Origin of the sequence: Yoonia sp., assembly GCF_017854565.1 — a bacterium.
In the GTDB taxonomy this organism is placed as follows: domain Bacteria; phylum Pseudomonadota; class Alphaproteobacteria; order Rhodobacterales; family Rhodobacteraceae; genus Yoonia.
In genome coordinates, this window is the sequence record NZ_JAFMHJ010000001.1 from 36,439 (window position 1) to 56,421 (window position 19,983).

Consider the following 19,983-nt stretch of genomic DNA (forward strand, 5'->3'; position numbering starts at 1 on the left):
GCTGCGCCCATTCCGTTTGCCAAGCCGCCGTTTAAATCGGAGATAAAACAATGCCTTATCGCGCCCCAGTCAGTGACTTTCGATTCCTGTTGGACCATGTAGTCGGGTTTTGTGATGTCGCCGCCACAGACCGTTTTGCCGAAGCGACCCCCGATATGGTCGATGCGATCCTGACCGAAGCCGCCAAGATGTGCGAAGAAGTCCTCGCTCCGCTCAACCGCAGCGGCGACCTGCACCCGGCGCGTCTGGAAAACGGCGTCGTGCGCACCGCGCCCGGCTTTGCCGACGGCTACCGCGCGATTGCGCAAGGCGGCTGGATCGGCATGTCCGCCTCGCCGGCGGTGGGCGGTCTGGGCCTGCCCATGGCATTGACCACCGCAGTGAATGAAATGATGTCCGGCGCGTGCCTTGCGCTACAGCTTAACCCCCTGATGACACAAGGACAAATCGAGGCGTTAGAGCATCACGCGTCAGACGCCATCAAAGAAATATACCTGCCCAGACTTATCTCGGGCGATTGGTGCGGCACGATGAACCTGACCGAACCGCAGGCCGGATCAGACGTTGGCGCGCTGCGCTCCAAGGCGGAACCAAACGGTGACGGGTCGTATGCTGTCACCGGGCAAAAGATCTACATCAGTTGGGCCGACAACGACTTTACCGAAAACGTCTGCCACCTTGTTCTGGCGCGGCTGCCCGATGGCGTGCCCGGAACCAAGGGGATCAGTCTGTTCATGGTTCCTAAATTTATTCCTGATAGTGATGGAAATCCCGGGGAAAAGAACGACCTGCGTGTCGTCAGCTTGGAACATAAAATGGGCCTGCACGGCTCGCCCACTGCCGTGATGGAATATTCCGGCGCAACTGGCTGGCTGATTGGGCCGGAACATGGTGGCATGGCCGCGATGTTTACCATGATGAACAATGCCCGCCTTGGCGTGGGTGTGCAGGGGATCGGCGCTGCCGAAGGCGCACTGCAACATGCGCTGGCTTACGCGCAGGACCGCAGACAGGGCAAGGCGCCCGGCACTGGCATGATCATCGAACACGCCGACGTGCGGCGCATGCTGGCCACGATGAAGGCCGATGTTTACGCAGCCCGCGCGATTGCGCTGATGAACGCCGTCGCGATTGATATGGCGGCCGCGACCGGCGACACAGGTTGGCAAGCGCGCGCCGCGTTGCTGACACCCATCGGCAAGGCGTTTGGCACCGATGTCGGTATCGACGTCGCCAACACCGGCGTGCAGGTCCACGGCGGCATGGGTTTCATCGAAGAAACCGGCGCCGCCCAATACGCCCGCGACGTCCGTGTGACCGCAATATACGAAGGCACCAACGGCATTCAGGCCATGGATCTCGTGGCGCGCAAATTGATGGACGGCGGCGAAGCGGCGTTTCGCATGCTCGAAGAAATCCAACAAGGTGCCGAGGCCGCAAAGGCCACGCACCCTGCCTTGGCAGACGCCATATGGCAGGCTGCCGAAACGCTGCGCGAAGCAACCGAATGGCTTGTGGCGCAGACCGATCTGACCAACCGGTTTGCCGGTGCCGTCCCATATTTGCGCGCCTTTGCGCGGGTATTGGGCGGGCATGCGCACCTGAAATCGGCGATGGCTGGTGGCCCTGCACGGGTGAAACTGGCGACCTTCTACATCAAACGGCTTTTGCCTGAACACGCGGGGCTTTTGGCCCATGTCCGCGAAGGTGCCGATGATCTGATGGCGATCACCGCCGCCGAACTGGCCGCCTGATGCCCGATGGCGTAACCGGAATCCGCTATCCTTTTGCGAAACCACCCGCCGAAGGTCAGGCCGTTGAAGTCGCTGCAGGTGTGCTTTGGATGCGGTTGCCGCTGCCGATGGCGCTGGATCATGTGAACGTCTATGCGGTGGACGATGGCGACAGCTGGACCGTGATCGACACTGGCTTTGCCACCGACCGCAGCCGCGCAATCTGGCAAATCCTGCGGGACGGGCCGCTGGCGGGCAAACCCGTGACCCGGCTGATCGTCACCCACCACCACCCCGATCACGTCGGGCTGGCGGGATGGTTCATCGCCAACGGTGCCGCCCTGCATATGCCGCGGACGGGCTGGCTTATGGCGCGCATGCTGACGCTGGACGAACAGGCAACACCGCCACAGGAAACGCTGGATTTCTATCGCCTTGCGGGCATGGACAGTGCCGAATTTGAACGCCGGCTGACCGAACGCCCGTTTAACTTTGCCGATTGCGTCACGCGGCTGCCGCAGGGCTATCACCGGCTGACAGAAGGCGCGACCATCGCGATGGGCGGGCGCACATGGGACATTCGGATGGGCGACGGCCACGCCCCCGAACACGCGACATTCTGGAGCAGGGACGACAATCTGGTCATCGGCGGCGATCAGCTTCTCCCGTCGATCAGCGCGAATCTGGGCGTGTACCCAACCGAACCCGAGGCCGATCCCGTCGCCGATTGGCTGTCGTCCTGCAACCGGCTCGCACCTTTTGCGCGCGATGATCAGCTGGTACTGGGGGGTCACAAACTGCCGTTCACCGGGCTGCCACTCCGGATCAGGCAGATGATCGACAACCACCACGGCGCGCTGGCCCGGCTGACCGACCACCTGTCAGAACCCCGGACCGCAGGGGAGTGTTTTCCGGCCCTGTTCAAACGCAAGATCGGCCCTGCAGAATACGGTCTGGCATTGGTCGAAGCCGTCGCGCATCTGAACCACCTGCATCAGGCCGGACACGTCCTGCGCACAAAAAATGATCGTGGCGCGTGGCTTTTCCGCTTGGCCAGGCAGGGTCAGTGACGGCTTTCGATACGTGCGTGCAGCCGTTTCAGGATACGGCTTGCCGTCGTTTCACACAGCGCAGGAATCAGCGCATGGACAAGGGCCGCCATGGCCGCAAGCCCAAGCCAAAACGCGAACCCAAAGGCAAATCGCATGTGGCCGAAATAGGTTTCATTCACCGTGGCGGGATGATCCAGAAAAAGCCCGGCGATACGATTGCGGGACGGCGCATTGGTGACATCAGACATGGGAAACTCCGGTTTGTGTTTGAACCAGACTATCAAAAGGCGCCACGCAATATGTCCCAAATTTGATTGCCTGAATGAATATTAATGGGATAGCATCCCATCCATGGACCATAAAATTGACGAAATAGACCGCGCAATTCTGCGTATCTTGCAAAATGACAGCACGGTCTCGGTGGATGACATCAGCGCGCGGGTGCATCTGTCGCGTAATGCGTGCTGGCGCCGGATCAAGACGATGGAGCAAGCAGGCATCATCACAGGCCGGGTCGCCCTTGTTGATGCGGCGCGCGTCGGCAGCCCGCTGACAGCAATGGTGCTGATCCGCACCAACGCCCATGACACCGCGTGGATGGCCCAATTCCAAGCGGCGCTGCACGCCTTGCCAGAGGTGGTTGGCGCCTACCGCATGACCGGCGATCTGGACTATGTCTTGCGGGTCAGGGTCGCCGACGTCCCGGCCTACGATGCGTTTTACAAGCGACTCACTTCACGGATTTCTGTCTCGGATATTTCGGCCAGTTTCGTTATGGAGGAAATCAAGGAAACAACCGCGGTGCCCCTATGACCCAAGCCATACTCCCACAGATGACGATCGACACCTCGGCCGAGCTGCTGGAAAATGACATTCTGCCCCAAATTCACGAAATCCACACGGACCCCAATACCAATTGCGCGTCCAAAGGCGGGTTGCCGCGTGCGCTGGTCGAACCAATGGCCAAGAAAAGCCCGGCCCAATGGGCTTATGAGCGGGTGATCATGTATATCCAGAACTTTGAAAAGCAGCTTGATAATGATCACGAGGTCGGTTTGGGGCTGGCTGGTGGCACCACAGGCGTGATCAAGATCGAAGGTCTGGGTTACTACGACCCCGATATTGTGACGTACTATGGCAGCGATGCGTCCGGTGCCAAGACCCAGCTCATTCAACATGTCAGCCAGTTGAACGTCACCCTGATCGCCAGCCCCAAGCAGATCGACCAGCCCGAACCAAACCGCATCGGGTTCCGTTTGGCCAAAGGTCTGGAACGTGCATCAGATGTGACCACCTGACCCCGTGACAGGGCGCGATGAATCGTCTATGCGGGACACAAATCATACACGAAGGAGCCGAACATGGCTGACTACAAACCCGGTGAGATGGATATCACCACACAGGAAAAGACGTTCAACGGCTTTGTAAGCATGGTAACAAAGGCCACTGTGATCATCATCGTGTCGTTGATCCTGCTTGCGCTGGTTAACGGCTAGGCATTCGTGCAACGCCGCAACTTTCTGATCGGCCTGCCGCTGGCCCTTTCGGCCTGCACAGTCGACGAAATATGGGCACCGGATGATGCCGTCGCCCGCGCCGTTTATAATGGCTCCGGGCCGACGCACCTGACCCTCTACACGATGAAGAACAACGGATCGGACAACGGTGCGCATAGTGCGCTGTTGATCAATGCCAGCCAGCGGGTGATCTTTGATCCCGCCGGATCATTTGCACAGTCGCTCATCCCTGAACGCAATGATGTTCTGTTCGGGATCAGCCCCCAATTTGAGCAGTATTATGTCAGCTATCACGCACGGGCGACCTATTATGTGATCGGTCAGCGGGTCGAAGTCCCGGCTCAGGTCGCGGAACGTGCGCTGATCTTGGCCTTGGCAAATGGCGCTGTACCAAAGGCCGGTTGCACCCGCGCCACGTCACGCCTGCTGCGCCAACTGCCCGGCTTTGAAGGGCTGCGTCAAACGATGTTCCCGAACAAACTTGCCGATGATTTTGACACCTTGCCGGGTGTTGAAACGCGCGAATACCGCGAAGATGACGCCGATGACAAATCCGTCGCCGCCGCCCGGATCAACGCCGCCCTTACAGCCAGGCAGTAGCCGCGAGGCCAGCATAAAGCGTGGCCACACCGCCACCGATGCCCCACAACGCACTGCGTGTCCAAAACCCGATGGCCAGCGTGGCACCCGCCGCCAGCAGACGCACCAGATCAGGCTGCCCACCCGTTGCCGCCGGCCACACGACCAAAGGTGCGACCATCCCCGGCAACACAGCCACCGGTGTGAACCGCAAAAGGCGCAACACGATAGGCGGCATTGGCCTGTCGCCGATCAATCCCAAAAATGAAAACCGGATCAGAAACGTCCCGGCACCCAAAGCGGCAATGATGAACCAAATTTCAGCTGTGCTAAAATTCATTTGCGCCACCCCTCTGTCCAGATTTCAACCACGGCTCCGGTGACCATCGCCGCAGCTGCCGCCATCAATAGTCCGGTCCCTGACGGCAAACTGATAAACGCCAGCGCCACGATAATCGACGCCGCAGCAGCGGCCACATGTGCCACCGATTTTATCATCGGCGCGACCATCGCCAAGAACATGATCGGCATGATGAAATCCAGCGCCCATGCATCAGGAATGGCCGCACCGGCCAAGATACCCACCAGCGTCATGATCACCCACAGCGGCGTGATTGGCGTCGCTACCCCAAGAAAGTAGGCAACCCGATCCGCCACGCTCATCTCTGGTCGCGCCTCGTAGCGGGTGACGGACGTGATATAGGTCTGGTCAAAGTTCAGATAAGACACCAATGCCCGTTGCCACAGCGGCGCCGCCCCCAGATAGGGCACCAACGACGCGGAATACATCGCCATCCGCAGGTTAACCGCAAGCGCGGCCAACATGACAAACGGCAGCGCCGCGTTTTCCACCATCATTTGCAAGGCCGCAAACTGCGATGCGCCCGCAATGACCAGCACGCTAAAGCCCATCGCCTGCGCCAAGGTCAGCCCCGCATCCGTTGCGACGACCCCGAAAAGCGTCGCAAAGGGGATCAACATGATGACGAAAGGCAGCCCATCCCGCACCCCGGCAAGATACGCAGATTTCGCAGGTACTTTGGCGGTGGAAGTCGTCATGGCTTTGCCCTAGTTTTGGGGTGTTAACAGCAGGCTTAGCCCTGCAGCACGGGAATGACAATTGGCACGTATTGATGACATATCCGAATATCTGATCGCGCCCGATCCGGGTGCGCCGCGCCTGACACGCGCTGTCACCGGGACTGATCAGAACGGCCAGCCGATGAACCTCAACGTCGTCGAGGAACGCCCGCTGACGATTTTCCTCAATAGTCAGGAAATCGTGACCGCCATGACGATTGGTGACTACCCACAATATCTGGCGCTGGGGTTTCTGCGCAATCAGGGCATGCTGCGCGATGGCGAGGTGATCAAAGGCGTTGACTATGACGAAGAGCTGGAGGTCGTCGTCGTCCGCACCGACGGTCAGACCACCTACGAAGACAAGCTCAAGAAAAAGACCCGCACCAGCGGCTGCGCCGTGGGCACCGTTTTTGGCGACATGATGGAAGGGCTGGAAGGCGTCGTCTTGCCCGAAATCCAGGTCCGCACCTCGGACCTTTATGCGCTGGCCGCCAAGATCAACCGCACCCCATCGCTCTACCTCGAAGCGGGCGCAATCCACGGAACGATCCTGTGCCAAGGCAACCGGCCCTTGGTCTACATGGAGGACGTCGGCAGGCACAACGCCGTTGATAAAATCGCCGGCTGGATGCTGTCCGAAGGGGTCAGCGCGGCGGATAAGATTCTGTACACGACAGGGCGGCTGACATCCGAAATGGTGATAAAAACCGCATTGATGGGCATCCCGGTTCTGGCCTCACGGTCCGGGTTTACGGCCTGGGGTGTGGAAATCGCAAATCAGGTCGGCCTTACCCTGATCGGTCGGATGAAGGGGCAACGGTTCGTCTGCCTTGCCGGAGAAAACCGGCTGCTGCGCGATGCAGACCCTGCATTGGTCGCGGATGAGCCACGCAAAAGCGGGCGCAAGGGGTCAGACGCATGATTGAACCCCTTGGTGTGATCCTTGCAGGCGGGCAGGCCACCCGAATGGGTGGCGGCGACAAAGGGCTTCTGCCGCTTGGCCGTGGCTCAATTCTGTCGCATGTGATTGACCGGTTGGAACCGCAGGTGGCTGGCCTTGCGCTCAATGCCAACGGAGACCCGGCCCGATTTTCGACGCTCAATCTGCCGGTGATCGCGGATAGTATCAACGGCTTTGCGGGGCCATTGTCTGGCGTGCTCGCGGGGCTGGATTGGGCGGCCAACCGGGGCGCATCCCACATTGTGACCGCCGCCGCTGACACGCCGTTCTTTCCCTGCGATCTGGTGCCGCGCCTCGTGCTGGCTGCCGAAATCGCCGACACGCATATCGCGCTTGCCGCGACGCCCGGCGGACGCCATCCGACATTTGGGCTTTGGCCCGTCAGCTTGCGCGACGACCTGCGCGCTGCGCTTCATGATGGGCTGCGCAAGGTGGTGCTATGGACAGACAAACATGGCTGCGGCATGGCGGAATTCCCCGACGATGTGGCATTCTTTAACGTAAATACGCCGGATGATCTGGCCAAGGCCGAGGCGATGTTGTGAAACTCTACGGGATTGTTGGATATAAGAATGCAGGCAAAACCGGCCTGATGGAACGGCTGGTGACCGAAATCACCGGACGCGGGTTTTCAGTTTCCACGCTGAAGCACGCCCATCACGCCTTTGACATTGATCAGCCCGGCAAGGATAGCCACCGTCACCGCGTCGCCGGGGCACATCAGGTGCTGCTGGCATCGGGCGCGCGCTGGGCGCTGATGACCGAACTGCGCGACACCGCTGAACCCCCGCTGGACGACCTGCTTGGCCGACTGGACCCCGTCGATCTGGTGCTGGTCGAAGGCTATAAACGCGACGGCCACGCCAAGGTTGAGGCCTACCGCGCCGTAACGGGGAACCCGCTGATCGCGCGCGATGATATCACGATTCGCGCCGTGGCCAGCGACACGCCGATGGACATGGACCGTCCGGTTTTCGATCTCGATAACACAGCAGCCATCGCCGATTTTATCCTGTCAGAGGTTGGCCTGTGAAATTCGACACATTCCTCATGGTCGATTGGTCCGGCGGGAATGACCGGGGGCCAACCCCCAAGAAAGATGCGATCTGGGCCTGTGCCGCGCGCGCAGGTCAGGCCGATGAACCCGTGTATTTGCGCAATCGGCAGATCGCCGAAGACTGGATCACGCGGTTCCTGACGGACGAACGCCGCGCCGGGCACCGGGTGATGGCAGGGTTCGATTTTGCCTTTGGATACCCGGCGGGTTTCGGGCAAACGCTGATCGGTACTGACGATCCTTTTGCGATTTGGGACTGGTTCGAGGCGCACGTGAACGACGGCCTGGACAGCAACAACCGCTTTGATCTGGCGGGTGAAATCAACGCAATGTTTCCCGGTGTCGGCCCATTTTGGTTCAACGGGTTGCAGCGCGACATCGCCCATTTGCCACGCAAAGGTCTGGACCGCCGCGACCATGGCATGGCAGAAAAACGCATGGCCGAGGTGCAGGCAAAAGGGGCCTTTGCGGTGTGGCAACTGGCCGGGGCGGGTGCCGTCGGATCACAGGTTATCATGGGCCTGCCGATGCTGGCCCGGTTGCGGCGGCGTTTCGCGGATGAACTGCGCGTCTGGCCTTTCGAGTCACCGGACGCCCCGATTGCGATCGTTGAAATCTGGCCATCGCTGATTGCCAAAGCCGTCGACGCCACCAAACCTGCGACGCACATCAAAGACGCCCATCAGGTCTTGCTGCTGGCGCGGACGCTCTCGGTGATACCCGCCGACACGCTGCGCAGCCTGCTTGATGTACCCCCAAACCCCGAGGGATCAATTCTGGGGCTTGGTCAGCAAGCTATGCTGTTACAGGCCGCAATCGGCCATCCACCGCCGCTGCGCAACGATTGTTTTGCCATGCCACGGGGCGCCCACTGGACGCCAGTGGACAGCGCCTTGGCCCACCTCAAACAGCACCTCAGCGCTGTGACCGCAATCGAAACGGTTGCGATTGCACAGGCGGCCGGTCGGTTTCTGGCGGCCGATGTCACCGCCCACCGGTCACACCCACCTGCGCCGAATTCAGCCGTGGATGGTTACGGCTTTGCCGGTCCCGCGCCCGAAGGTGTTAACACCATGCCGCTGATATCGGGGCGCGCAGCGGCGGGGCAACCCTATCCCGGCCCTATACCGAACGGGCACGCAATCCGCATTTTGACGGGGGCCAACCTGCCGACAGGCGTCGATACCGTCGTGCTTCAGGAAGACGTCACAGCCACAGCAACCCATATCGCCTTTCACGGCCCGCTCAGACAAGGCGCCAACGCGCGCAAGGCGGGCGAGGACATGACAAAAGATCAGGTGATCATGCATGCACAACGCCGCCTGACCCCCGCTGATCTGGCGAGCATCACAGCGACCGGCGTCGGGCGCGTGCAGGTCCATCGTCTGCTGCGTGTCGGCATCATGTCCACCGGAGACGAGTTGCGCGACGCCGGGCAGACGGCAGACGCTGGCCACATCTATGACGCCAACCGCCCAATGCTTTGCGCCGTCGCTGCTGCGTGGGGCTACGACGTCGTGGATCTTGGCCGTGCGCCCGATGATCGCCCTGTCGTTCGTACGATGCTGACCGCCGCTGCACAGCATTGCGATGTGATCATCACGTCGGGCGGCGCATCTGCCGGTGACGAAGACCATATGTCAGCACTATTGCACGATACCGGGTCTCTGGCCCTGTGGCGGATTGCGATGAAACCGGGTCGGCCCTTGGCCCTCGGGCTTTGGAACGATACCCCCGTCCTTGGGCTGCCGGGCAATCCGGTGGCTGCAATGGTGTGCGCATTGATCTTTGCGCGGCCCGCGTTGCGTATTCTGGCAGGCGGTGCATGGCAAACACCGCAGGCATTCACCGTCCCTGCCGCCTTTTCAAAGTCCAAAAAGGCAGGTCGTCGCGAATACCTGCGTGCACGGCTGAAAGATGGGCAAGCCACCATCTTTGCCTCCGAAGGGTCAGGGCGGGTGTCGGGACTAAGCTGGGCCACCGGACTGGTCGAACTTGGCGACGATGCACAATCCATCGGCCCCGGTGATCCGGTCCGCTTTATCCCGTTTGGCAGTTTCGACATATGAAAATCACCATAGGCATCCCCGAGGCCAACCGGGCCGAGGCCGCCGCCCTGTATTGGGAGGCATTCGGCGAAAAGCTTGGCTTTGTTCTGGGTCCAAAGTACCGCGCGCTGGTCTTTGTCACCCGCGTGCTCCGATCCGATCATGGGATCTGCGCCCATGACGACCAAGGGCGGCTGCTGGGCGTTGCAGGGTTCAAGACCATGCATGGCGCGCTTGTCGGTGGCAGCTTTCGTGACATGCAGCACGTTTTTGGCTGGGTCGGCGCGACAATCCGCGTGCTTTTGCTGGCCGCGCTGGAACGCGATACCGACAACGAGCGCTTTTTGATGGATGGGATTTTTGTGGCACAGGAGGCCCGCGGACAGGGCGTTGGCACCGCGCTGCTTCATGCCGTCGCCGCCGAAGCAAAGCGGCGCGGCTACCGGCAGGTTCGGCTTGACGTCATCGACACGAACCCGCGTGCCCGCGCATTATATCTGCACGAAGGCTTTACCGAGGTCGATACACATTCAATCGGGATTCTGCGGCACATCTTTGGGTTCAGTGCCGCAACAACGATGGTCCGCGACGTTTAGCCTGACCCGATAATCGCACCCGCCGCAAAGACCAATGCGCCCCCCAGCACGACCTGAAAAGCCGCGCGCAGGAATGGCGTTTGCATGTACCGATTCTGAATCCACGCGATGGCCCAGAGTTCGACAAAAACAACAACCAGCGCGATGGCCGTCGCCGTCCAGAAATCCGGGATCAAATAGGGCAGCGCATGCCCCAACCCGCCAAGCGTCGTCATCACGCCCGCAGCGATACCACGCTTGAGCGGCGAGCCCCGGCCCGAGATCTGCCCGTCATCCGACGCAGCCTCGGTAAATCCCATTGAAATACCGGCACCCACCGACGCGGCAAGGCCCACCAGAAACGTCGTCCATGTGTCCTGCGTGGCAAATGCCACGGCAAAAATCGGCGCGAGTGTGGAAACAGAGCCATCCATCAGCCCCGCCAGCCCCGGCTGCACCCACGTCAGGATAAATTGCCGGTGGGCCGCGCTTTCCTCATGTGATCGTTCGTCAGGGCTTAGGTGTTCATCGCTCAGAGCATCGGCTTTTTCGGAATGCGCGGCCTCGGCAGCGGCCAGATCGCCCAAGAGCCTGCGGGTCGCGGCGTCCGTTGTTTTCGCCGCAGCCGCCTCATAGAAACGCTGTGCGTCTCTCTCCATTTGCGCCGCCTCGTCCCTGATCCGTTCCAGACCAAGGTTTTCGATCAACCAGACCGGGCGACGGGCATAAAAGCCCGACACATGCTCGCGCCGAATAAGCGGAATAACATTACCAAACCGGGCGGTATGCAGGTCAATCAATCGGCGACGATGTTCATCCTCTTCCCCCGCCATTCCATCAAATACCGCAGCCGACGCGCCATAGTCAGCGCGCAATCTTTCAGCATAGGACCTATATATGCGGGCGTCGTCCTCTTCAGATGAAATCGCGAGCGCCAGAATTTCCTGCTCTGACAAGTCTTTGAATCTACGACGGCTGGCAATGCCCGGGATCATGGCGAACTCCTATCTTAGAATTATTCTAAATTAGTCGATTCTACGGCAAGGGCAAGCTGGAAAAGTGAACAGATCGGTGTATTTCCCGCTTCACAAACTAAACTGTTCAGTTTAGAAATGAGGCAAATCAAAGGAACCCACCATGAACCGCATATTTCTTGCCCTCATCGCCGCATCTACCATAAGCATCGCCGCCCCGGTATCTGCCATGCCGGTTGCAGTTGACTTTCCGGTCCTCACTTATCCCACGCATCCAACCCCCGGCGCCACGAAAAGCAGCGCCCGCCTGACGATGTTGAATGGCACCCTATGCACCACCGGCGACCGTAAAAAGAGTTGCGGCGCAGGTCCAGCCACCGTGCAATGTCCTTGCCCGAAGTGAACTGCTCGGTTTATGGTGCGGGTCCATAGCGAGGGACACGATGCCAGACGGCACAATAGAACCGAAAAAAGGCCGCAAGTTTGATCAGGTACTGGAAGGTGCCAGACAAGTGTTCCTATCCGACGGCTTTGAGGGCGCGAGCGTTGATGACATTGCGCGTGCCGCGGGTGTGTCCAAGGCTACGCTATACAGCTACTTCCCCGACAAACGCTTTCTTTTCATGCAGGTGGCCAAGACAGAATGCTGCCGTCAGGCCGATACGGCAATCGAATCCATCGACATGAACGCGCCGGTGCAAAAGGTACTTTGCAATATTGCCGGACAGATGGTCGATTTCATCACATCGCAATTCGGCAAGCAGATTTTCCGAATCTGCGTCGGTGAAAGCGACCGTTTCCCCGAATTAGGGCGCGAGTTCTACGAAAGCGGGCCAATGCTGATCCGTGATCGGCTGGTCGAATACTTTGACAAGGCCATCGCACGCGGCGAATTGCAGATCGACGACCGTACCTTGGCCGCCGACCAGTTTCACGAGTTGTGCAAGGCAGACCTGTTTCCGCGCATGGTCTTCAACATGGCCGATGAATTCACCGATGCTGAAAAACTGCGGGTGGTGAACGGGGCCGTGGATATGTTCATGGCGCGCTACGGGGTCAAGGCCTAATCCAGCCTGCGGACCTCATGATGGTTGCCCGGTCCCTTACGCAGTTCGAACCGCCCTGTCTTGGCCAACAAATCGCTTAGTTTCGGACTGCCGTAGGTGCGGGAATCGAAATCGGGGTTGGCACGGGTGATATATTGACCCAACTGCCCAAGCGAGAACCACTCTCCCTCGCGGTCGATACTTTCCATTGCCTTTATCACCAGTGGGATCACTTTCGTGGTCGGCAGCCGCGTGCCCGTCGCAGTGATCGGGGCGGTCTGCGGGCTCTTGTCGGGCTTGACCGCGCCATTGGGTTCCTTGTCCTGCCCGACGATATTTTCGATCAGGATGAACCTGTTGCAAACATTGCGCAGGCTGACGGGCGCCTTGGCTTCGCCGATGCCAATCACCTCGACGCCATTTTCACGCAGCCGATTGGCCAGCGCCGTAAAGTCGCTGTCAGAGCTGACAAGGACAAAGCCGTCAAACCGACCCGTGTGCAAGATATCCATGGCATCTATCACCAGTCCGATGTCGCTCGCGTTCTTGCCCTTGGTGTTGGCGGTTTCCTGATTGGCGACCAGCCCCAGTTCCACGACTTCCTTTTTCCAGTTACCCAATGCCGGGCTTGACCAGTCGCCATAGACACGGCGCAGGGCAGGTTCGCCGTAGGTCGTGATTTCGCGCAGAATGGCGGCTGCGTATTTCGCCGGGATGTTGTCGGCGTCAATCAAAACCGCCAGTAGTTTTTGTTCCCTTGGCATTGCCTTGTCCTTTCGGGCCACCACAAGGCCCTGTAAATTGAAAAAGGCCCGGATCAGTGCCGGGCCTTTGTCGGGTCAGCGTTCCAGTCTAGAATTCAACGACAGCGCGGATCGATTCACCTGCGTGCATCAGATCAAAGCCTTTGTTGATATCTTCCAGTTTCAGCTTGTGCGTAATCATCGGGTCGATCTCGATCTTGCCCTGCATGTACCAGTCCACGATCTTGGGCACATCCGTGCGGCCACGCGCCCCGCCAAATGCCGTGCCGCGCCAACTGCGCCCGGTGACAAGCTGGAATGGCCGCGTGCTGATCTCTGCTCCGGCGGGGGCCACGCCGATAATGATGCTTTCGCCCCAACCTTTGTGCGCCGCTTCCAGTGCCGTGCGCATGACATTCACGTTGCCCGTTGCGTCAAATGTGTAATCCGCACCGCCACCGGTTAAAGCCACCAGATGCGCAACCAGATCACCCGTCACTTCGGATGGGTTCACAAAGTCAGTCATACCAAAGCGCGTTGCCATCTTGATCTTGCCGGGGTTCAGGTCAACGCCGACAATTTGATCCGCACCGGCAAGCCGCAGACCCTGAATCACATTCAAGCCAATGCCGCCCAGACCAAACACGATCGCACGGCTGCCAATTTCGACCTTGGCGGTATTGATCACCGCACCAATACCGGTTGTGACGCCGCAGCCAATATAGCAAATCTTGTCGAATGGCGCGTCATCGCGGACCTTGGCCAGCGCGATTTCGGGCAAAACGGTATGGTTGGCGAATGTCGAACAGCCCATGTAGTGCAGGATCTGCGTGCCATCGAGCATGGAAAACCGGCTGGTCCCATCAGGCATCACACCCGCACCCTGCGTCGTGCGTATCGCCTGACACAGGTTGGTCTTTGGGTTCAGACAATATTCGCAGGTGCGACATTCCGGCGTATAAAGCGGGATCACGTGATCGCCGGGTTTCAGGCTGGTCACGCCAGCCCCGACCTCCAGCACAATACCTGCACCTTCATGGCCCAGAATGGCCGGAAACATCCCTTCCGGGTCGTCACCCGACCGGGTGAATTCGTCCGTGTGGCAAATGCCTGTCGCTTTGATTTCGACCAAAACCTCGCCCGCTTTAGGGCCTTCAAGGTTCACTTCCATCACCTCAAGTGGCTGGCCGGCTGCCATCGCTACCGCTGCACGCGTCCGCATGTTCATCTCTCCTATTGCTTGGGGCAAAGATCAGCTAAAGATGGCGGGAATTCAACCGTTCACTCTCGACCGGCTTGCAAAATCAGCGCGCTGACCGGAAAGATAAGCCGATGAAACATCTGACAATCCTTTTTCTGCTCGCTGCATGTGCCGCGCCACCACCAGCGCTACCGCCACAAATGCAGGACAGCTGCGGCGCAAACGAACACGCCACCCTGATAGGTCAGGACGTCACAGCGCTGGAAAAGGTGCTGATTTTGGGCATGGTCCGCATCATCCGACCCAACGATGTCGTCACACAAGATGACAGGCCACGCCGCATCAACTTTGCCATCCGCACAGATGAAAAAATCAGTGCGATCACCTGTGGCTAGTTTTTTGGAATTCAGAAGGTCCCGGTGTCGCGAACTAGGTGGGGGCTATTGGCCGCGGCACCGGGATGAACTTCTTCATGGCTCCAACTTGCCGCTCGCTTGTGTTCCCAATTGGTAAAGCCTGCGACCTTACCGTGATTATTTCGCGGCATAATAAAGGCACTTTTTAACAGTGCTTGATTTTCAGGGCATTTGGCGCAACCGTGGCGTATGACAGTTCTTCCGCCGTCCAATTTCCACGCCGACACTCGGGTCGCCTTTCACCGAACCGAGCTTGGTGTGATCCTTGGTCTTTATGGGCGTATGGTGGCGGCGGGCGAGTGGCGTGATTACGGTATCTCCTGCCTCCGCGATGCGGCCATATTTTCCATCTTTCGGCGCACGGCTGAAAATCCTCTCTATCGCGTTGAAAAACGCCCCAAGCTGCGCATGAAGCAAGGGCAATATGCGGTGGTCGCCATAGATGGACAGGTCCTCAAGCGCGGAAACGACCTGACGCAGGTTTTGCGCGTCTTGGAACGCAAACTGATCCGCTCGGTCGATTAAAGCCGCCTGCGCGCCACGACCGCACCGCCGCCCTGCGCTTCGATCCGCAAAACAGCATTGGCAATCGGCTCGTAAGCGGTCGCCATGTGATGGGCGTTTGCGTGGATCAGCGTCATCGCATCCACCATCATCCCGACATGCCCCCGCCAGAACACCAAATCGCCGCGCATGAGATCACTGTCCACCGACTGACCCAGCACCTGCTGCATGTCACTGTCCGCCGGACACGGGATGTTGCAGGCATGCAGGCTGGCAGCCACCAGACCGGAACAGTCGATGCCCCGGGTCGAGTTTCCACCCCAAAGATAAGGCACCCCAAAATGCATCTGCGCAACCGTAACGGGATCGCTGAACGGTTGATCCAGGGGGCGCAAATGCCTTTTCGGCACGAATCCCACGCTGGTTTCAAAGAACTTCCGCCGCTCGTCCGTCACCAGAACACGTGCGCCCAATGGCAGCGCCATCAGGTCGCGTGATTTAATATCCTCTTCCGCATAGGCATGGCTGGCAGGCGTTGCGACAAAGTGGGTCGGCGTGTGGCGCGTGCCAAGCTGATCAGTCAGCACATAACCCACGTAACCATCAACCGCCTGCACAAACGACCAACCCGCGTGATCTTCGAAGACGGTCACGATGGCCCCCAGAAGAAGCTGACGATCCCGTGCGCCGCCAGCGGTCGCGCACAGATCCACAACCGGGCGCATCACCATCATGGGCCACCCTGTTACAAAGGCCGCCGCAGCGACCTGCCCAGCCAAATGCATCGCGGCAACCCGCGCGTTGGCAGGCGTCAGGCGGCGATCAATCATATGTTCAGCAACTGCGGCAAGGCTTCAAGCACAGCGCGCGCGCCCATACCAACGCCGCCTTTGGGGCGCGACGGCGCAGCGGTGGGTTGCCAGCCATAAATGTCGAAATGCACATAGGGGCTTTGGACAAAACGCCGCAGAAACAACGCGGCGGTAATGCAGCCAGCCATCCCCCCGCTCGGGGCATTGTCCAGATCGGCGATACCCGGTTCGATCATCGTTTCGTAAGGTTCATGAAAAGGCAGCCGCCAAACCGGGTCGGCAACCGCGCGCGCGGCCTTTGCAATCGCATCAGCGTGGCCGTCATCATCGGTAAAGAACGGCGACAAATCAGCGCCGACCGCGACCCGCGCAGCGCCCGTCAGGGTCGCCATCGAGATCACCAAATCGGGATTGTCTTCGTCCGAAAGCGTCAGCGCATCGGCAAGCACCAGCCGCCCTTCGGCATCGGTATTATTGACCTCAACCGTCAGCCCCTTACGCGATGACAGGATATCCTGCGGTCGAAACGCATTGCCGTCGATGCCATTTTCAACTGCAGGGATCAGCACGCGCAAGCGCAGCTTCAGGCCCAGCCCCATGATCATATGCGCCAGCCCCAGCACGGTCGCGGCCCCCCCCATGTCCTTTTTCATCAGGCCCATAGACGCGCCGGGCTTGATGTTCAGGCCGCCGGTATCGAAACAAACCCCCTTGCCCACCAGCGTCAGCTGCGGCCCGGCGTCACCCCAACGCAGATCCAGCAAGCGGGGGGCGCGGGTCGAGGCGCGGCCAACCGAATGGATTAACGGAAAATTGGCCGAAACCAGATCATCGCCCGTGATGACATTGATGCTGGCGTCATGGTCCCCCGCCAGCGCACGTGCCGCGTCTTCCAACTCGTCAGGCCCCATGTCAGAGGCGGGGGTATTGATCAAATCGCGGGTCAACGCCTCGCCATTGGCAATAATGGTCAGACGGCGCGCATCGACCCCGCCGGGGGCAATCAGTCCCGCAATGGCAGACGAAGGCTTGCGGTAGCGATCAAAGCTGTAGCTGGCCAGCAACCATGCCAGTGCGGCTTCTTCCAATTCACCGTCCTGCAGGCCGCTTGCGATGTGATACGTCCCCTTTGGCAGGTTGCGCGCGGCAGTGCCGATATGAAAACGGCCGCGCGCGCGCTTTGCCGCAGTTCCGTAACCGACAAGCGCCAGCGCGATCCCCCCCTGCGCATCAGGAATGGTCAAGACCTGCCCCAGTTCACCGGTAAAACCCTGTGACGTGGCCCAGGCCCGCGCCATATCGGACAAACTGCCCAATGTCTGATCAACATCGTCCGCAGCCACAACGTGCAGCGGGATCGACGTGTCAGACTCGGGGGCGAAGGCAAGGGGCATGGGGTATCCTGTCAGGCTGGGGTATGCTGGCCAGACTAACCTCTTGCCCTTTGGCCGCAAGCCCCGTCGCTATCTGTCGCGGAAATTCCACACCTCGGATACCGCGACATCAAAGCTGCGTTCCAAACGGGCAACCGTCGCCTCAAGAGCCACGCCATCACGTTGGTTCAGGCATGTTACAACGTGATTGGCGGACGCCATCACTTCGGTCAGGCCAATCTGATCGGAAATCAGCCCGATCCGGCGCGCGGGCTTTAACATGGCCGCGAAATCGGAATGTGCCAGCCCCCGTTGCAATACATCAAGCCGCATGGCGATATCCTCAAGAACGCGGCAAATAACCTCCTCTGCTTCGGCAGTATCTTTCTGCGCGAATAGACGGTTCAAAGGGGCCGGATCGAAATGCGACTGATCACTGCAGCGCAAAACGATAACGTCCAAATCGGGTTCGGGCACCGGGGCCAAGAAAGGTGTGATATGTTCCATATACCGGGTTTTAGTGCATCAAGGTTCCCAGAAGGTTGAGGCGGAAACGAAAAATCGCTCGAAATTCCAGAAAATGCAACGTATCTAAAACCAAAGTCGCAAGGAACACAGCACATGAAACACGCGCGCCCGCTGCCAAGCTATCTGGTGACCCGGTATCACGGCTGGAAAGCCACCACATATGCAGAAAACAAAGGGTGGTATCGGCGCCTTGCGGAAGACGGCCAGCGCCCGCGCGCGATGGTTATATCGTGTTGCGACAGTCGCGTTCACGTCACGTCGATCTTTGGCGCCGATCAGGGCGAATTCTTTATTCACCGCAATATCGCCAACCTCGTACCGCCCTATAACCCCGACGGGGAATATCACGGCACCTCTGCCGCCGTTGAATACGCGATCGGCACGCTAAAAGTGTCGCATCTGATCGTGCTGGGCCATTCCGGCTGCGGCGGGGTTGAAGGGTGTTATGATATGTGTGCGGGCAACGCACCGCATCTCGAGAAATCCAGCAGCTTTATCGGTCGCTGGATGGATATCCTGCGCCCCGGTTATGACGCGCTGCCCGACGGGGATGAGGCGACGCGAAAGCGCGCACTTGAAAAGGCATCGGTGCTGATTTCGTTGGAAAACCTGATGAGCTTCCCTTTTGTGAAAAGCGCCGTCGACGATGATATGCTTTCCCTCCATGGCTTGTGGAACGACATCGGCGAAGGCGGGCTAGAGGCGTTTGATCCCGCAACACATACCTTCACCGCCATCTGAACAGCCTTGCAACTAGACCAACGTTCCCTCACTGGACACATTGAAATTGCCTGGGGTCATCATGTCTGAAATCCTGTCCCTCGCGGGAACCAACCTCATTTCACCCATTATTCTCAGCTTTGCACTGGGGCTGGCGGCTGCCCTCGCGCGGTCTGATTTGACCATCCCCGAAGCAGTCGCCAAGGGCATGTCGATCTATCTGCTCTTTGCCATCGGCTTTAAGGGTGGGGTTGCCGTTAGCACACACGGGGTCGACACTACGCTGGTGCTGTCCGTGATTGCAGGTGTGATCCTGTCGTTCGGCCTGCCGCTGATTGCCTTTGCCCTGCTGCGGGTCATGACCGGCCTGTCCAATATCGACGCCGCCGCGGTCGCCGCGCATTATGGGTCAATCAGCATCGTGACCTTTGTTGCCGGAACGTCCGTGCTCGAAGGGCGTATGATCGCCACCGAAGGCTACATGGTCGCAATCGCCGCCGTCATGGAGGCCCCCGCGATCCTATCGGCGCTGTGGCTGGTTGCGCGCAGCGGTGGCACTGGCCGGATGGAACCGGGACTGATGCGCGAAATTCTGTTGAACGGCTCAATCGTCTTGCTGGTCGGGGCGTTTTTTATCGGGGCCATCACCGGCGAAAAAGGATTGGCCGAGATCAGTTCGTTTATCGTCGCCCCCTTCAAAGGTGTGCTGTGCCTGTTTTTGTTGGATATGGGGCTGATTGCCGGTCGCGGATTGCGTCAATCCAAAGGGGTGCTGGGACTGGGCGCCATTGGGTTTGCCATCTTGATGCCCCTGATCGGCGCGTCAATCGGGCTGGCAATGGGCATGATGATCGGCCTGTCGCTGGGTGGAATCGTCTTGATGATGATCCTTGCTGCCTCGGCCAGCTATATCGCGGTCCCCGCCGCAATGCGTGTCGCCCTGCCAGAGGCGAACCCCTCAATCTACCTCACACTTTCCCTTGGCGTAACCTTTCCATTTAACCTGACGCTTGGCATCCCGCTGTACCTTGCCGCAGCCCAAGCTGTGACCGGAGGCTGAT

26 protein-coding genes are annotated in these 19,983 nt (G+C 59.5%); 17 read left to right on the forward strand and 9 right to left on the reverse strand.

Going from position 1 to position 19,983, the window contains the following annotated elements; genetic code table 11:
• Nucleotides 1-50 precede the first annotated feature (50 nt).
• Complete coding sequence (locus QZ196_RS00165; RefSeq protein ID WP_296422627.1) at nt 51-1,754, forward strand: acyl-CoA dehydrogenase; 1,704 nt, start codon at nt 51-53, stop codon at nt 1,752-1,754.
• Nucleotides 1,754-2,803, forward strand: coding sequence for an MBL fold metallo-hydrolase (locus tag QZ196_RS00170; protein WP_296422628.1), 1,050 nt, complete (start codon nt 1,754-1,756; stop codon nt 2,801-2,803). The genes QZ196_RS00165 and QZ196_RS00170 overlap by 1 nt, the downstream gene beginning before the upstream one ends.
• Here QZ196_RS00170 and QZ196_RS00175 read toward each other — a convergent pair.
• Nucleotides 2,797-3,033, reverse strand: coding sequence for a DUF6356 family protein (locus QZ196_RS00175; RefSeq protein WP_296422630.1), 237 nt, complete (start codon nt 3,031-3,033; stop codon nt 2,797-2,799). The genes QZ196_RS00170 and QZ196_RS00175 overlap by 7 nt on opposite strands.
• Nucleotides 3,034-3,136: 103 nt before the next feature.
• On the opposite strand from QZ196_RS00175, the gene QZ196_RS00180 reads away from it, so the two are divergent.
• The 4 genes from QZ196_RS00180 (at nt 3,137) to QZ196_RS00195 (ending at nt 4,902) form a co-directional block, all read left to right on the forward strand.
• Nucleotides 3,137-3,598 (forward strand): Lrp/AsnC family transcriptional regulator, encoded by a 462-nt coding sequence (locus QZ196_RS00180; protein WP_296422632.1) that lies wholly within the window; start codon nt 3,137-3,139, stop codon nt 3,596-3,598.
• Nucleotides 3,595-4,083 (forward strand): DUF6173 family protein, encoded by a 489-nt coding sequence (locus tag QZ196_RS00185; RefSeq protein WP_296422633.1) that lies wholly within the window; start codon nt 3,595-3,597, stop codon nt 4,081-4,083. Before QZ196_RS00180 ends, QZ196_RS00185 begins: the two co-directional genes overlap by 4 nt.
• Before the next feature lie 63 nt (nt 4,084-4,146).
• Nucleotides 4,147-4,281 (forward strand): aa3-type cytochrome c oxidase subunit IV, encoded by a 135-nt coding sequence (locus QZ196_RS00190; RefSeq protein ID WP_296422635.1) that lies wholly within the window; start codon nt 4,147-4,149, stop codon nt 4,279-4,281.
• Between the two features lie 6 nt (nt 4,282-4,287).
• Complete coding sequence (locus QZ196_RS00195; RefSeq protein ID WP_296422636.1) at nt 4,288-4,902, forward strand: hypothetical protein; 615 nt, start codon at nt 4,288-4,290, stop codon at nt 4,900-4,902.
• Here QZ196_RS00195 and QZ196_RS00200 read toward each other — a convergent pair.
• Nucleotides 4,886-5,221, reverse strand: coding sequence for an AzlD domain-containing protein (locus tag QZ196_RS00200; protein WP_296422638.1), 336 nt, complete (start codon nt 5,219-5,221; stop codon nt 4,886-4,888). The genes QZ196_RS00195 and QZ196_RS00200 overlap by 17 nt on opposite strands.
• Nucleotides 5,218-5,940 (reverse strand): AzlC family ABC transporter permease, encoded by a 723-nt coding sequence (locus QZ196_RS00205; RefSeq protein WP_296422640.1) that lies wholly within the window; start codon nt 5,938-5,940, stop codon nt 5,218-5,220. Before QZ196_RS00205 ends, QZ196_RS00200 begins: the two co-directional genes overlap by 4 nt.
• 61 nt (nt 5,941-6,001) lie before the next feature.
• On the opposite strand from QZ196_RS00205, the gene QZ196_RS00210 reads away from it, so the two are divergent.
• Genes QZ196_RS00210 through QZ196_RS00230 form a run of 5 tightly spaced genes read left to right on the forward strand, consistent with a single transcriptional unit; the run spans nt 6,002 to nt 10,626 of the window.
• Nucleotides 6,002-6,886 (forward strand): formate dehydrogenase accessory sulfurtransferase FdhD, encoded by an 885-nt coding sequence (locus QZ196_RS00210; protein ID WP_296422641.1) that lies wholly within the window; start codon nt 6,002-6,004, stop codon nt 6,884-6,886.
• Nucleotides 6,883-7,470, forward strand: coding sequence for a molybdenum cofactor guanylyltransferase MobA (gene mobA / locus QZ196_RS00215; protein ID WP_296422643.1), 588 nt, complete (start codon nt 6,883-6,885; stop codon nt 7,468-7,470). The genes QZ196_RS00210 and mobA overlap by 4 nt, the downstream gene beginning before the upstream one ends.
• Nucleotides 7,467-7,958 (forward strand): molybdopterin-guanine dinucleotide biosynthesis protein B, encoded by a 492-nt coding sequence (mobB, locus tag QZ196_RS00220; protein ID WP_296422645.1) that lies wholly within the window; start codon nt 7,467-7,469, stop codon nt 7,956-7,958. The genes mobA and mobB overlap by 4 nt, the downstream gene beginning before the upstream one ends.
• A 17-nt stretch (nt 7,959-7,975) precedes the next feature.
• Entirely contained in the window at nt 7,976-10,051 is a 2,076-nt protein-coding gene (gene glp, locus QZ196_RS00225) for a gephyrin-like molybdotransferase Glp (RefSeq protein WP_296423034.1), read from the forward strand.
• Nucleotides 10,048-10,626 (forward strand): GNAT family N-acetyltransferase, encoded by a 579-nt coding sequence (locus QZ196_RS00230; RefSeq protein ID WP_296422647.1) that lies wholly within the window; start codon nt 10,048-10,050, stop codon nt 10,624-10,626. Before glp ends, QZ196_RS00230 begins: the two co-directional genes overlap by 4 nt.
• Here the strand turns inward: QZ196_RS00230 and mbfA are convergent.
• On the reverse strand, nt 10,623-11,600 hold the full coding sequence (gene mbfA / locus QZ196_RS00235; RefSeq protein ID WP_296422649.1) for an iron exporter MbfA: 978 nt from the start codon (nt 11,598-11,600) through the stop codon (nt 10,623-10,625). The two genes, QZ196_RS00230 and mbfA, sit on opposite strands and share 4 nt — an antisense overlap.
• Nucleotides 11,601-11,742: 142 nt before the next feature.
• Between mbfA and QZ196_RS00240 the strand changes: the two genes are divergently transcribed.
• Together QZ196_RS00240 and QZ196_RS00245 are read left to right on the forward strand one after the other, a co-directional pair.
• Nucleotides 11,743-11,982, forward strand: coding sequence for a hypothetical protein (locus QZ196_RS00240; protein ID WP_296422652.1), 240 nt, complete (start codon nt 11,743-11,745; stop codon nt 11,980-11,982).
• A 40-nt stretch (nt 11,983-12,022) separates the two neighbouring features.
• A complete protein-coding gene (locus QZ196_RS00245) occupies nt 12,023-12,646 on the forward strand; it encodes a TetR/AcrR family transcriptional regulator (protein WP_296422654.1) in 624 nt (207 codons plus the stop codon).
• Here the strand turns inward: QZ196_RS00245 and QZ196_RS00250 are convergent.
• Entirely contained in the window at nt 12,643-13,389 is a 747-nt protein-coding gene (locus QZ196_RS00250) for an NYN domain-containing protein (protein ID WP_296422656.1), read from the reverse strand. The two genes, QZ196_RS00245 and QZ196_RS00250, sit on opposite strands and share 4 nt — an antisense overlap.
• Nucleotides 13,390-13,477: 88 nt before the next feature.
• Entirely contained in the window at nt 13,478-14,590 is a 1,113-nt protein-coding gene (locus tag QZ196_RS00255) for an S-(hydroxymethyl)glutathione dehydrogenase/class III alcohol dehydrogenase (protein ID WP_296422658.1), read from the reverse strand.
• 110 nt (nt 14,591-14,700) lie between these two features.
• Here QZ196_RS00255 and QZ196_RS00260 point away from each other — a divergent pair, with 110 nt between their 5' ends.
• Together QZ196_RS00260 and QZ196_RS00265 are read left to right on the forward strand one after the other, a co-directional pair.
• Nucleotides 14,701-14,964: an I78 family peptidase inhibitor gene (locus QZ196_RS00260; RefSeq protein WP_296422659.1), complete on the forward strand. Its 264-nt coding sequence runs from the start codon at nt 14,701-14,703 to the stop codon at nt 14,962-14,964.
• Nucleotides 14,965-15,174: 210 nt separating this feature from the next.
• Nucleotides 15,175-15,510, forward strand: coding sequence for a DUF2794 domain-containing protein (locus tag QZ196_RS00265; protein ID WP_296422661.1), 336 nt, complete (start codon nt 15,175-15,177; stop codon nt 15,508-15,510).
• On the opposite strand, the gene QZ196_RS00270 is transcribed toward QZ196_RS00265, so the two are convergent.
• The 3 genes from QZ196_RS00270 to QZ196_RS00280 form a co-directional block, all read right to left on the reverse strand.
• The gene (locus QZ196_RS00270; protein ID WP_296422664.1) at nt 15,507-16,319 is read right to left on the reverse strand and encodes an NlpC/P60 family protein; all 813 of its coding nucleotides are present in this window, start codon (nt 16,317-16,319) and stop codon (nt 15,507-15,509) included. The two genes, QZ196_RS00265 and QZ196_RS00270, sit on opposite strands and share 4 nt — an antisense overlap.
• Nucleotides 16,316-17,695 carry a M17 family metallopeptidase gene (locus QZ196_RS00275; protein WP_296422665.1) on the reverse strand — a complete coding sequence of 460 codons (1,380 nt, stop codon included), beginning with the start codon at nt 17,693-17,695 and terminating at the stop codon, nt 16,316-16,318. Before QZ196_RS00275 ends, QZ196_RS00270 begins: the two co-directional genes overlap by 4 nt.
• A gap of 69 nt (nt 17,696-17,764) precedes the next feature.
• The gene (locus tag QZ196_RS00280) at nt 17,765-18,181 is read right to left on the reverse strand and encodes a hypothetical protein (protein ID WP_296422667.1); all 417 of its coding nucleotides are present in this window, start codon (nt 18,179-18,181) and stop codon (nt 17,765-17,767) included.
• Nucleotides 18,182-18,295: 114 nt separating this feature from the next.
• On the opposite strand from QZ196_RS00280, the gene QZ196_RS00285 reads away from it, so the two are divergent.
• Complete coding sequence (locus tag QZ196_RS00285; RefSeq protein WP_296422668.1) at nt 18,296-18,943, forward strand: carbonic anhydrase; 648 nt, start codon at nt 18,296-18,298, stop codon at nt 18,941-18,943.
• Between the two features lie 61 nt (nt 18,944-19,004).
• The gene (locus tag QZ196_RS00290) at nt 19,005-19,982 is read left to right on the forward strand and encodes a sodium-dependent bicarbonate transport family permease (protein WP_296422670.1); all 978 of its coding nucleotides are present in this window, start codon (nt 19,005-19,007) and stop codon (nt 19,980-19,982) included.
• Nucleotide 19,983: the final 1 nt, after the last annotated feature.